We start from the raw sequence: 13,500 nt of genomic DNA, 5'->3' as shown, positions 1-13,500 counted from the left end.
AGGAAGCGGTCGCCGCCTCCTTCCTCCGATAAAAATATCCGCCGTCGTTGTTCCATCTGGCCGGATAGTGTTAGGAAGGTCGGCTTAGCCGCGTGAGCGGCGGCCATCCCTTCATTGCTGGATGGCAGGCACATTGAGGGTGCGGAGGGTTTAAAGATGGGCGGGTTGTCGGATTGGCTTGCGGATGCACAGCCGATCAATCGCAAGAACGCCGCGGAAGCGGTGTTTGAAGATATCCGCTCAGCGATTACCTCGGGGCAGATTGCGGTCGGTACACGGCTGCCTTCCGAGGCGCATCTGGCGCAAAGATATGGCGTCAGCCGACCGATCATTCGCGAGGCTTTGCGATCTCTCCAGACTTTAGGGCTGACGCAGACCCGCACCGGAAGCGGCACCTATGTGATGACGCCGACGCCGCCTTCCGAGTTGAATTACGGCGCTTATTCCGCCCGCGATCTGATCGAGGCGCGTCCCTTCATCGAGGTGCCGGCGGCCGGATGGGCGGCGCTCCGGCGCACCGATGCCCAGTTGGAGATATTGCTGCACCTCTGCGACAGGATGGAAGTCGAAGAGAGGCCGCACCCCTGGGTGCTGCTGGATGGGCAATTCCACTGCGCCATCGCGGAGGCTTCCGCCAATGCTCTCTTCGCCAAGGTGGTCGCTGATGCCCGCGAGGCTGTGTCTCAGCAATCCGAGATGGTCAATCTGATGGCGGGTCGTCGCGTTGCGTCGAATTACGAGCACCGCCGGATCGTCGAAGCGATCCGGCGGGGTTCAGCACCCGAGGCGCGCGAAGCGATGGAGCTTCACCTTGGGCAGGTGAAGCAGGTGGTGACGACGATCATTGGAGAAGATCGGGCTCGTCAACCGTAAGTGCCGGCAGGTTGGCAAGGTGCCGCGGGCTCAGCGCCTGCTGCAATTGCGCTTCCGTCAGATATCCACGTTCCAGAACCACCTGCGGCACGGTGCGGCCGCTGGCCAGCGCCTCTTTCGCGACCTCCGTTGCCGCATAATAACCGATCAGCGGATTGAGCGCGGTGGCAAGACCGATCGATTCCTCCACACGTTGCGCCATGATGGTGGGGTTGGCGACGATGCCGTCAACGCAGCGTTCCGCCAGTGTCCGGCAGGCGGCACTGAGCTGGCTGATGCTCTGGGACAGCGCGCGCACCATGATCGGCTCGAAGGCGTTCAGCTGCAGCTGCCCGGCTTCGGCGGCCATGGTGATGGTGATATCGTTGCCGATGACGGCATAGGCGACCTGATTGACGACTTCGGGAATGACGGGATTGATCTTGCCGGGCATGATGCTGGAACCCGCCTGAACCGACGGCAGGGTGATTTCACCGATGCCGGCGCGCGGGCCGGAGGAGAGCAGGCGAAGATCGTTGCAGGTTTTCGACAGCTTGACGGCCACCCGCTTCAGCACGCCGGACAGATGCACGAATGCGCCGGGATCCTGCGTCGCTTCAATGAGGTCTACTGCCGTTACCAGCGGTCGGCCGGTTAGCGCTGCCAGATGCTGGCAGGCAAGCGCCGCATAACCGCGCGGCGCATTAAGGCCGGTACCGATGGCGGTGGCGCCAAGATTGATCTCGTGCAGCAGGGCGGCGGATTCGATCAGGCGGGCCTGATCTTCACCCAGCATCACCACAAACGTGCGGAATTCCTGGCCGAGCGTCATCGGCACGGCGTCCTGCAATTGCGTGCGCCCGATCTTGATGAAGCCGGCAAATTCCTGTGCCTTGCGGTCGAAAGCATCTTTCAGCACGCCCATGGAGGCCGCCAGATCGTCGATTGATTCGATCAGGCCGACATTGACCGCCGTCGGATAGGCGTCATTGGTCGACTGGCTGAGATTGACATGGTCGTTGGGGTGAAGGCGGGCATAGTCGCCTTTTTCGTGGCCAAGCAGTTCAAGCGCACGGTTGGCGATGACCTCATTGGCATTCATGTTGGTGGAGGTGCCGGCTCCGCCCTGGATTTCATCCACCACGAATTGCTCATGCAGCGCGCCTGCGCGAATTTCGCGGCAGGCCGCAGCGATCGCTTCCATTCGTTCCGTGTCGAGCAGGCCGAGTTCGTGATTTGCGCGTGCGGCCGCCTCCTTCACATAGGCTAATCCCCGGACGAGATAAGGGTTGTGGCCGATGGTCACCCCGGTGATCTGAAAGTTTTCTACCGCGCGTGCGGTGTGCACACCCCAATAGACATCCGCCGGAATTTCCTTCGTTCCGAGCAAATCATGCTCCCTGCGCGTCACACTCACTTTTTCCTCCACTGGCTTTTAAGTGTTGCTATATCTGTAAAGCTGTCTTACAGATTTTTCGACCTTAATCTGGGCTGAGGAGAAGGTCAATCATGTCGAATACCCTTGACGAACGGCATTATCTGCCATTATGAGGGGCGAAAATCTGTCATGCAGCTTTACAGCACACCTGTGCATGCTGGCCATATTTCCAGCCTTGGGGACTGCGCCAGTTCCACTTTGATTTCCGGCTTATTGCCGATTAAAAGCGTTTTATCGGGAGGATAAATCCATGCATTCTGGGAAAACGGCATCTGCCGAGCGTGAGGTCTTCGTCGAAGAAGAACTCGGTTACCACAAGGCCCTGAAGCCGCGGCAGATCCAGATGATCGCCATCGGCGGCGCGATCGGCACGGGCTTGTTTCTCGGCGCTGGCGGCCGGCTGGCGCAGGCGGGTCCGGCACTGGTGTTTGTGTACGCGCTTTGCGGCTTCTTCGCGTTTCTGGTGCTGCGCGCGCTTGGCGAGCTGATCATGCACCGCCCAAGCTCCGGCTCCTTCGTCTCCTATGCCCGTGAGTTCTACGGCGAGAAAATGGCCTTTGCCGCCGGCTGGATGTATTGGCTGAACTGGGCGATGACTTCGGTGGCGGATGTGACCGCCGTTGCCCTCTACATGAATTTCTTCAAGCAATATGTTCCGTGGCTCGCGGGCATCGACCAGTGGGTCTTCGCGATGACGGCGCTTCTGGTCGTGCTGGCGATGAACATGCTGTCGGTGAAGGTCTTTGGCGAACTGGAATTCTGGTTCAGCCTGATCAAGGTGGTGGCACTCGCCATTTTCCTCGTCGTCGGCGTTTATTTCGTCATCTTCGGCACGCCCATCGAGGGCCATGTCACCGGTTTCAGCCTCATTACCGATAATGGCGGCTTTTTCCCCAACGGCATTCTTCCGGCCTTCGTCATCATTCAGGGCGTCGTCTTCGCTTATGCCTCGATCGAGCTGATCGGTACGGCGGCGGGAGAAACCGAAGACCCGCGCAAGGTCATGCCCCGCGCCATCCGCGCCGTCGTTCTGCGCCTCGTCGTGTTTTATGTCGGTTCGGTGCTGCTGTTCACGCTGCTCCTGCCCTATACCGCCTACAAGGCGGGCGAGAGCCCGTTCGTCACCTTCTTCGGCTCCATCGGCGTAGAGGGCGCTGACGTGATCATGAACCTCGTGGTTCTGACTGCCGTGCTCTCCTCGCTCAACGCCGGTCTTTATTCCACCGGGCGCATTCTGCATTCCATGGCGGTTTCCGGCTCGGCTCCGGCCGCACTTGCGAAGATGAACAAGGCCGGCGTGCCCTATGGCGGCATTGCGGTTACCGCCGTCGTTACCGTTCTCGGCGTCGCCTTGAACGCAGTCGTTCCCGCTTCGGCCTTTGAAATCGCCCTTAACCTCTCGGCGCTTGGCATCATCTGCGCATGGGCCGTCATCGTACTCTGCCAGTTGAAGCTCTGGCAGCTTTCGCAGCGCGGCGAAATCGCGCGTCCGGATTTCCGCATGTTCGGCGCGCCTTATACCGGCATTCTCACGCTGATTTTCCTGTTCGGCGTGCTGGTGCTGATGGCGTTCGATTATCCCGTCGGCTCCTGGACCATCGCTTCGCTGCTGGTCATCATCCCGGCGCTGGTCATCGGCTGGTATCTGCTGCGCGATCGTATCCACCGTCTGGCGGCTGAACGTGCGGCCGGCGCGGGGCCGTCGCATTGAGCGGGCAGGGTGAAACTCCACTGGTGGCGGTCATCGCCACCGGTGGCACAATCGCCAGCCGGCGTGGTGCCGATGGCGCCAGTACGCCCAGCCTTTCCGGCGAAGACCTGCTGGCGCTGGTGCCGCAGATCAGCGCCCGGCTGAAGCCGATCGATCTGATGGCGAAGGATTCCTCCAGCCTGACATTGGCAGACATGCAGCGCATCAGCGATGCGGTAGGCGTGGAACTCAATGACCCCGCGGTGGCGGGCGTCGTTGTTCTCCATGGTACCGACGCGATGGAAGAATCGTCGCTGGTCGTCAATCTGCAGCACGTTCTCACCAAGCCGGTGGTTTTCACCGGTGCGCAGTTTACGGCAGACCACCCGGATGCAGACGGCCCCGCCAATCTGGCGCAGGCCATAAAAACCGCGCTCGATCCGCAGAATGCCGCAAAGGGCGTACTTCTCTCCTTTGGCGGTCGCTGTCTGCCTGCCTGGGGGCTTTACAAGCTGAGTGCGGATGCGGCGGACGCCTTCCGCTCGGCGCGACCACTGGTTCAGGCCGCAGCGCCGAACCTTGCTGCTCCCGTCACCGATATCAGGGTTGATATCGTCGCCATCCATCCCGGCTGTGACGCCGCCCATATCGACGCGAGCCTGCAGGCGGGCGCTAGAGGTATCGTGCTCGCCGCGCTCGGTTCGGGTAACGCCAATCCTGATATTGCCGAGGCGGTAAAACGCTGCGCGGAACGCGGCGTCCCTGTCGTCGTTTCCAGTCGTGTGCCGGAAGGCCGTCTCGTCGCAAGTTATGGCGGCGGCGGTGGCGGACATGACCTTGTCGCGGCCGGTGCCGTGCATTCTTCCACGCTTCGCCCGGGACAGGCCCGCATTCTGCTGGCGGCGCTGCTGGCCGGCAACAGCCCGGTGGGAACCATTGTTTCCGCTTTCGGCGAGCCGCTCTCGCACTAAGAGACGGCAGCGGTGCCCGTGTTGGCGGGCATCGAAATTCCTATAGGATTCCTATTTTATTCCCTCTGAGGCCGTCTCGAACCTTTATGCGGTTCGGGTGCATTCTTCTGCTCGGGAAGGGATGGTGTTCCCTTCCTGAGCCAGAAAGAATGAAAAGCGACGTCCCACATGACGGCGCTTTTCTTCCTGTCCGGCTCCTTGTGGAAAAAAGGAGTCCCATCATGATGGACCTTGTTCTGATCGGCGCAGCGACGGTGTTCTTCGCCCTCTGCTTTGCCTATACGCGCGCCTGCGGCCGGCTTTAGACGGAGGCTGCGATGATATTCGACTATGTCCTGAGCGGTGCCGTCACCGTCTTTATCGCCGCCTATCTCACCTATGCTCTCATTCGCCCCGAACGCTTCTGATCGGGAAGCGGCGGCTATTGAAAGTTAAAATACCATGACCCTCATTGGATGGTTTCAGATTCTGCTTTTCTGCGGGATCGTCGTCGCGCTGGTGAAGCCGCTCGGCTTCTATATGGCGCGTGTCTTTAGTGGCGAACGCACCCTGCTTTCGCCGGTTCTCGCACCCGTCGAGCGCGGCCTCTATGCCCTTGCCGGAACAAGCGAGCGCGAGGAGCAGCACTGGACGACCTATGCGTTTTCCATGCTGCTCTTCAATCTCCTCGGTTTTGCTCTGCTTTATACGCTGATGCGTTTTCAGGCCGTGCTGCCCTATAATCCGCAGGAAATGCCGGCCGTCGGGCCGGAGCTGTCCTTCAACACGGCAATCAGCTTCGTCACCAACACCAACTGGCAGAACTATGGTGGCGAAAGCACCATGTCCTATCTGACCCAGATGACCGGCCTTACTGTGCAGAACTTCGTTTCTGCCGCGACGGGCATGGCAATCGCCATCGGTCTCATCCGCGCCTTTTCGCGCGCTTCGGGCAAGGCCATCGGCAATTTCTGGGTGGATATGATCCGCGCGACGCTCTACGTGCTTTTGCCCCTCTGCATCGTGCTGACCCTTGTTTATGTGTGGCTCGGCGTGCCGCAGACACTCGGCGCCTATGTCATGGCACAAACGCTCGAGGGTGCGCAGCAGACGATTGCGGTCGGCCCGGTGGCATCACAGCTGGCGATCAAGATGCTTGGCACCAATGGCGGCGGCTTTTTCAACGCCAATTCCGCGCATCCGTTTGAAAACCCTGATGCCTTTTCCAACATGATCCAGATGGTGTCGATCTTTACGATCGGCGCGGCCTTCACCAATGTCTTCGGGCGCATGGTGGGCAACCAGCGCCAGGGCTGGGCGATCCTTGCCGCCATGGGCGTGCTGTTCATCGCCGGCGTTGCGGTCACCTATTGGGCGGAAGCGGCCGGAAATCCGCTGATGCACAGCTTTGGCCTTGCCGGCGGCAACATGGAAGGCAAGGAGGTTCGCTTCGGCGTGGCGCTTTCGTCGCTGTTTGCGGTCATCACGACAGCCGCATCCTGCGGTGCAGTCAATGCCATGCATGGCAGTTTCACGGCGCTTGGCGGTCTCATCCCGCTCATCAACATGCAATTGGGCGAAGTGATCGTCGGCGGCGTCGGCGCGGGTTTTTACGGCATATTGCTGTTCATCATCATCGCCATCTTCGTGGCGGGTCTGATGGTTGGGCGCACACCGGAATATCTCGGCAAGAAGATCGAGGCCAAGGAAATGAAGATGGCGGTTCTGGCCATTCTCTGCCTGCCACTCGCCATGCTGGCTTTCACCGCCACGGCGACGGTCCTGCCATCGGCGGTGGCGTCGATCGGCACGGCCGGGCCGCACGGTTTCTCCGAAATCCTCTATGCCTATACATCCGCAGCCGCCAATAACGGCTCGGCCTTCGGCGGCCTGACTGGCAATACCACCTGGTACAACATCACCCTTGGTTTCGGCATGCTGATGGGGCGTTTTCTGGTGATCATTCCGGCACTCGCCATTGCCGGCTCGCTGGTGACCAAAAAGACCGTTCCGGCCTCGGCCGGCACCTTCCCCACGGATGGGCCGCTGTTCGTTGGCCTGCTCGTCGGCACGATCCTGATCGTTGGCGGCCTGACCTTCCTGCCAGCCTTGGCGCTGGGTCCGGTTGCGGAACATCTGGTGATGGCTGCGGGCCAGGTCTTTTGAGGTGGCGCCATGACCAATGACACACCCCGACACCGACGTAACCTTCCTGTCCGCACTGGTGCTCCCGTCAAAAGGAGCGCCGGTCCCGGCGGCTGGTGCGCCTCCAATCTCATACTTGCGATGATGGCGGCTCTGTTCGCCGCCGTCGTCGCTCTCGAAGTTCTTAACGGCTGATCGACCGGTATCGGTCGCCCTGTTTCAAACGCTGGAGCCTCTTCATGAGCCAGTCCAAACAAGCGAGCATCCTCGATTCTCGCATCCTCATCCCGGCCATTGCCGGCGCTTTCAAAAAGCTCAATCCGCGCACGCTGGCGCGCAACCCGGTCATGTTCGTCGTGGCGACAGTATCGGTGCTGACAACGGTGCTGTTCATCCGTGATCTCATCATCGGCAGCGAAAATCTCGGCTTTTCCTTCCAGATCAACCTCTGGCTCTGGTTCACTGTGTTGTTTGCCAACTTCGCCGAAGCCGTTGCCGAAGGGCGCGGCAAGGCGCAGGCGGATTCGCTGCGCCGGACCCGCACCGAAACCCAGGCGAAACTGCTGACCGGCGATGACCGCAGCCAGTATAAGATGGTGGCGGGCACCAGTCTGAAGGTCAACGATGTCGTGCTCGTCGAAGCCGGCGATATCATCCCCTCCGACGGCGAAGTCGTCGAAGGTGTGGCTTCCGTCAACGAGGCAGCGATAACAGGCGAATCCGCCCCTGTTATCCGCGAATCCGGCGGCGACCGTTCGGCCGTTACCGGCGGCACGCAGGTTCTATCGGACTGGATAAGGGTTCGCATCACCGCTGCTGCCGGCTCGACCTTTCTCGACCGGATGATTTCGCTGGTCGAGGGCGCTGAACGCCAGAAGACGCCGAACGAGATCGCACTCAACATTCTGCTCGCCGGCATGACGCTGATCTTCGTTCTCGCCACCGCGACCATTCCAAGCTTCGCGGCCTATGCCGGCGGCTCCATCCCGATCATCGTGCTGGTGGCGCTGTTCGTCACGCTCATCCCCACCACCATCGGCGCTCTTCTGTCCGCCATCGGCATCGCCGGCATGGACAGGCTGGTGCGTTTCAATGTGCTCGCCATGTCCGGCCGCGCCGTCGAGGCTGCCGGTGACGTCGATACACTGCTGCTCGACAAGACCGGCACCATCACGCTGGGCAACCGGCAGGCGACCGAATTCCGTCCGGTCACCGGTGTTTCCGAGCAGGATCTGGCCGATGCCGCACAACTTGCCTCACTTGCCGACGAAACGCCGGAGGGCCGCTCCATCGTCGTTCTCGCCAAGGAAAAATACGGCATCCGCGCCCGTGACATGCAGAAGCTGCACGCCACCTTCGTGCCCTTCACCGCCCAGACCCGCATGAGCGGCGTCGATTTCGAGGGCTCTTCCATTCGCAAGGGTGCCGTCGATGCGGTTCTTTCCTATGTCGATGGCGGCGTTACGCAACACGGAAATGCGGTGCTTGCCGTCAAAAACGAAACGGATGCCACGCGCGATATCCGCACCATTGCGGAAGAAATCGCCAAAACCGGCGGCACGCCGCTGGCCGTCGTGCGGGATGGAAAGCTGCTCGGCGTCGTGCAGTTGAAGGATATCGTCAAGGGTGGCATTCGCGAGCGTTTCGCGGAGCTTCGCCGCATGGGCATCCGCACTGTGATGATCACCGGCGACAATCCAATGACCGCTGCCGCCATTGCCGCGGAAGCCGGTGTCGATGATTTCCTTGCCCAGGCAACGCCTGAAAACAAGCTGGAACTTATCCGCGAAGAACAGGCCAAGGGCAAGCTCGTCGCCATGTGCGGAGACGGTACCAACGACGCGCCGGCGCTGGCGCAGGCCGATGTCGGCGTCGCCATGAACACCGGCACGGTGGCGGCGCGTGAGGCGGGCAATATGGTCGATCTCGATAGCGATCCGACCAAGCTCATCGAGATCGTCGAAATCGGCAAGCAGTTGCTGATGACGCGCGGCGCGCTGACGACATTCTCCATCGCCAACGATATCGCCAAATATTTCGCCATCATCCCGGCGATGTTCCTGGTGCTCTATCCGCAGCTTGGCGTTCTCAATGTCATGGGGCTTTCGACGCCGCAGAGCGCGATCCTGTCGGCCATCATCTTCAATGCGCTGATCATCATCGCGCTTATCCCGCTGTCGTTGAAGGGCGTGAAATACCGCCCGATCGGCGCCGGCGCGCTGCTGTCGCGCAACTTGGTCATTTATGGTCTCGGCGGCATCATCGTTCCCTTCATCGGCATCAAGGCCATCGACCTAGCCCTCACGGCGCTTGGTCTGGTCTGAGGAGTAAAGACAATGTTTAGACAGCTTCGTCCCGCACTGGTGCTCATTCTTGCCACCACCGCCATCACCGGCCTTGCCTATCCGCTCGCAATGACGGGTCTGGCGCAGGCGATCTTTCCCTTTCAGGCCAATGGCCGCCTTGTCGAGAAGAACGGCACGGTGGTGGGGTCGCAATTGATCGGGCAGGCCTTTACCGGCGAGAAATATTTCCACGGCAGGCCTTCCGCCGCTGGTACCGGCTACGACGCCGCCTCGTCTTCGGGCTCCAACCTTGGACCGACCAGCGCCAAACTCATCGACCGGGTGAAACAGGATTACGTGGCTGCAAAAGCCGAAAATCCGACAGCCGAGGTTCCTGCCGATCTGGTGACGGCATCCGGCAGCGGTCTTGACCCGCATGTTTCGCCAGAAGCGGCCTACTTCCAGGTGTCGCGCGTCGCCAAGGCAAGGGGTATGGATGAAGCCTCGTTGCACGCCATCGTCGAGCGTCATGTCGAGGGACCGGAACTGGGCTTTATGGGCGAGCCGGTTGTAAATGTGCTGGCGCTCAACATGGCTCTTGACGCAGCCGGCTCATGAACTGAAATGGCTATGGCTTCTTCGGAAGCCATAGCCTCGACCATTGGTGGGTTAAATGCCTGACGATATCAGCAATATGCCGAGCCGACCGTCGCCCGATGCGCTGCTGGAAAATGCCCGGCGCGAGGCGCGGGGCCGGCTGAAGATTTTTCTCGGCGCAGCCCCCGGCGTCGGCAAGACCTATGAAATGCTGATGTCCGGCCGGGCGAAGCTTGCGGATGGTATCGACACGATCATCGGCGTTGTGGAAACCCATGGCCGCCGCGAAACCGAGGCGCTGGTCGAAGGGCTGGACGTGATCCCCCGCAAGCGCATCGATTATCGCGGTCAGATACTGGAGGAGATGGATCTCGATACGATAATCGCCCGCCGCCCCGCTCTGGTTCTGGTCGATGAGCTGGCCCACACCAATGCTGCCGGCAGCCGCCATCCCAAGCGCTATATGGATGTTCAGGAAATCCTCGCGCAGGGCATCGATGTCTATACGACGCTGAACATCCAGCATGTCGAAAGCCTGAATGATGTGGTGGCGCAGATCACCCGCATCCGCGTGCGCGAAACGGTGCCGGACAGCATCATCGACCGCGCCGACGATGTCGAAATCATCGATATCACTCCCGACGATCTGATAAAGCGTCTGGAAGACGGCAAGGTCTATATGCCCCGCACCGCGCGGCGTGCCATCGAGAATTATTTTTCGCGCGGCAACCTGACGGCCTTGCGTGAACTGGCGCTAAGGCGCACGGCGCAGCGGGTGGATGAGCAATTGCTCAACCACATGCAGTCACACGCCATTTCCGGCCCCTGGGCGGCGGGAGACCGGGTTCTGGTCTGTCTCGACCATGGCGGCAACGGCTCAGGTCTGGTGCGTTATGCCCGAAGGCAGGCGGACCGCCTGCGCGCGCCATGGACGGCGCTGCATCTTGATACGCCGCGTTCACAGCAATTGTCGGAGGCGGAGAAGGACCGGCTGGCCGGCACCATGCGGCTCGCCCAGCAGCTCGGCGGCGAGACGGTGACCTTGCCGGCGCTCGACCTGACGCGGGAGATCATTTCCTACGCGAACGCCAATAATTTCACCCATATCATCATCGGCCGGCCCAGAAAGTCCTGGTGGCAGAGAATCCTGCAACGCTCGCTGACGCATGATCTGATCGACCATGCCGGCGATATCAGCGTGCATGTCATTTCCGGCGACAAGAGCGAGGAAAAGCCGGCGCAGAACACGAAGCTTGCGTCGCCGCCATCGCGCCGGTCGCTGCGGGCCTATTTCAACAGCACCCTGTTTGTCGGACTGGCGATCGTGGTCGGCGTCGTGCTCGACCAGACGCTCGACGTGCAAAATCTGGCGCTCGTCTTCCTGATGGCGGTTCTGGCAGCCGCCGTGCGCGGCGGCCTTGGACCGGCGCTTTATGCCTCGGTGCTCGGTGCTGTTGCGTTCAACTTCTTCTTTCTGGAACCGCGCTATACGCTGACGGTGAGTGCACCGGACAGCGTCGTCGCCCTGTTGTTTTATTTCGGCGTGGCGCTGGTGGCGTCCAACCTGACGGTCGCCGTGCAACGGCAGGCCGCTTCGGCACGGGCGAGGGCGCGAACCACCGAGGACCTGTATCTGTTTTCCAAAAAACTGGCAGGCACCGGCACGCTGGACGACGTTTTGTGGGCAACCGCTTTCCAGATGGCGTCCATGCTGAATGTCCGGGTCGTCCTGCTGCTGCCGGAAAACAATACGATTGCGGTCAAGGCGGGTTATCCTCCTGACGATACGTTGATGGATGCGGATATTGCCGCCGCCCAATGGGCGTGGGAGCACAACAAGGCCGCCGGCCGGGGTGCCGACACGCTGCCCGGCGCCAAACGGCTTTATCTGCCGCTGCGCACCGGCAGCGGCGCAGTCGGCGTGGTGGGGCTGGACGACGACCGGCTCGGTCCGTTGCTGACGCCCGAGCAGCAACGGATGTTCGACGCGCTTTCCGATCAGGCCGCACTCGCCATCGAGCGCATCCAGCTGGTGTCGGATGTGGACCGGGCGAGGCTTGCGGCGGAAACCGACCGGCTGCGCACGGCGCTTCTGACCTCCATTTCCCATGATCTGAAGACGCCGCTCGCCGCTATTCTGGGGTCTGCCGGAACGCTTAAAGATTTTGCCGAGGACATCCCGCCGGATGCGCGTGCCGAGCTGCTTTCGACGATCGTTGAGGAGTCCGAACGGCTGAACCGTTTCATCTCCAATCTGCTCGACATGACGCGGATCGGCTCAGGCGCGATGGAGCCGAATTACGGGCTGCATTTCCTTGGCGATATGGTCGGCACGGCACTTTCGCGTGCGGCGAAAATCGTCGTCAGGCACGAGATCGTTCTCGATATTCCCTCCGATCTGCCGATGCTGAAGGTCGATCCCGTGCTTTTCGAACAGGTTCTGTTCAATCTCATCGACAACGCAGCCAAATACGCGCCCGAACAAACAACAATCGAGATTCGCGGGCGGCGGCAGGGCAGGCATGTCTTCCTGTCCGTTGCCGATGAAGGTCCGGGTATTCCCCCCGATGACACGGAGCGGGTGTTCGACAGTTTCTACCGGGTGCGCAAAGCGGACCATGTGCAGGCCGGAACAGGCCTTGGACTGTCCATATGCAAGGGGTTCATCGAGGCCATGGGCGGGTCGATCCGCGCGGAAAACCGGTTGGGTCGTTCAGGCGCGCAATTCACGATAAGCCTGCCGGTTCCCGCTGAAGCGCCTGTGCTAGATCATGATTAGGGCGCGATTTCAGGGGAGAATCATTAAAGTGCTTCGCCATACCCCCAAAGGAGATCGGGAGTGACCAATTCCGCCGTCCGCATTCTCATCGTCGATGATGAACCGCCGATCCGTAAGCTTTTGCGGGTGGGGCTGTCGTCTCAAGACTACGCGGTCAGCGAAGCGATGAATGCCCGCGTTGCGATGGAACTGGTGAATGAGGACAAGCCAGATCTCGTGGTGCTCGATCTCGGCCTGCCGGATATGTCCGGGCATGATCTTCTGGCGAAATGGCGCGGTGACGGGCTGGCGCTGCCCGTCATCGTCCTTTCAAGTCGCACGGATGAGGCGGGTATCGTCAAGGCGCTGGAACTCGGGGCTGACGACTATATCACCAAGCCCTTCGGCATGAACGAACTTGTCGCCCGCATCCGCGTCGCGCTGCGCCATCGTTTGCAGAGCCAGGGGGAGAGGCCGGTGTTTCAGACCGGCGACCTGTCGGTCGATCTCGTCCGGCGCATCGTCAGGGTGGAGGACCGGGAGGTGAAACTCTCGCCCAAGGAATATGATATTCTGCGGGTTCTGGTGCAGCATGCGGGCAAGGTGCTGACGCATCGTTTCCTGCTGGAACATGCGTGGGACGAACTGACCGACGTGCAATATTTGCGGGTTTACGTGCGCCAGCTTCGACAGAAGATCGAAAAAATCCCGGACCAGCCACGTTATATCCTGACGGAAACCGGTGTCGGTTACCGGCTTCAGGAGGTTTGAGGGCGCCGTTGTGG

General features: G+C 60.9%; 10 protein-coding genes. 9 read left to right on the top strand and 1 reads right to left on the bottom strand.

Annotation, left to right across the window (positions count from 1 at the left end):
* The first annotated feature begins 156 nt into the window (after positions 1 to 156).
* Positions 157 to 873 carry a FadR/GntR family transcriptional regulator gene (locus FCH38_RS11990; RefSeq protein WP_174373895.1) on the top strand — a complete coding sequence of 239 codons (717 nt, stop codon included), beginning with the start codon at positions 157 to 159 and terminating at the stop codon, positions 871 to 873.
* Here the strand turns inward: FCH38_RS11990 and FCH38_RS11985 are convergent.
* Positions 842 to 2,269 (bottom strand): aspartate ammonia-lyase, encoded by a 1,428-nt coding sequence (locus FCH38_RS11985; protein ID WP_336510795.1) that lies wholly within the window; start codon positions 2,267 to 2,269, stop codon positions 842 to 844. The genes FCH38_RS11990 and FCH38_RS11985 overlap by 32 nt on opposite strands.
* 271 nt (positions 2,270 to 2,540) lie before the next feature.
* On the opposite strand from FCH38_RS11985, the gene FCH38_RS11980 reads away from it, so the two are divergent.
* From FCH38_RS11980 to FCH38_RS11945, 8 genes are all read left to right on the top strand, one after another.
* On the top strand, positions 2,541 to 4,001 hold the full coding sequence (locus FCH38_RS11980; RefSeq protein WP_153514387.1) for an amino acid permease: 1,461 nt from the start codon (positions 2,541 to 2,543) through the stop codon (positions 3,999 to 4,001).
* Entirely contained in the window at positions 3,998 to 4,951 is a 954-nt protein-coding gene (locus tag FCH38_RS11975) for an asparaginase (RefSeq protein ID WP_153514388.1), read from the top strand. Before FCH38_RS11980 ends, FCH38_RS11975 begins: the two co-directional genes overlap by 4 nt.
* Before the next feature lie 317 nt (positions 4,952 to 5,268).
* Positions 5,269 to 5,358, top strand: a complete 90-nt coding sequence (kdpF, locus tag FCH38_RS11970; RefSeq protein ID WP_035226808.1) for a K(+)-transporting ATPase subunit F — start codon at positions 5,269 to 5,271, stop codon at positions 5,356 to 5,358.
* Between the two features lie 34 nt (positions 5,359 to 5,392).
* Complete coding sequence (gene kdpA, locus FCH38_RS11965) at positions 5,393 to 7,096, top strand: potassium-transporting ATPase subunit KdpA (RefSeq protein ID WP_174373893.1); 1,704 nt, start codon at positions 5,393 to 5,395, stop codon at positions 7,094 to 7,096.
* Between the two features lie 218 nt (positions 7,097 to 7,314).
* A complete protein-coding gene (kdpB, locus tag FCH38_RS11960) occupies positions 7,315 to 9,399 on the top strand; it encodes a potassium-transporting ATPase subunit KdpB (protein WP_174373892.1) in 2,085 nt (694 codons plus the stop codon).
* Positions 9,400 to 9,411: 12 nt separating this feature from the next.
* Entirely contained in the window at positions 9,412 to 9,978 is a 567-nt protein-coding gene (kdpC, locus tag FCH38_RS11955; RefSeq protein ID WP_174373891.1) for a potassium-transporting ATPase subunit KdpC, read from the top strand.
* Positions 9,979 to 10,033: 55 nt separating this feature from the next.
* Complete coding sequence (locus tag FCH38_RS11950; RefSeq protein WP_174373890.1) at positions 10,034 to 12,736, top strand: ATP-binding protein; 2,703 nt, start codon at positions 10,034 to 10,036, stop codon at positions 12,734 to 12,736.
* Positions 12,737 to 12,796: 60 nt separating this feature from the next.
* Positions 12,797 to 13,486 (top strand): response regulator, encoded by a 690-nt coding sequence (locus tag FCH38_RS11945; protein WP_174373889.1) that lies wholly within the window; start codon positions 12,797 to 12,799, stop codon positions 13,484 to 13,486.
* Positions 13,487 to 13,500: the final 14 nt, after the last annotated feature.

Source organism: Agrobacterium tumefaciens, from assembly GCF_013337285.1.
Lineage (GTDB): Bacteria > Pseudomonadota > Alphaproteobacteria > Rhizobiales > Rhizobiaceae > Agrobacterium > Agrobacterium burrii.
Note: the sequence above shows the minus strand (reverse complement) of the source record. Positions and strands in the feature narration are given on the sequence as shown.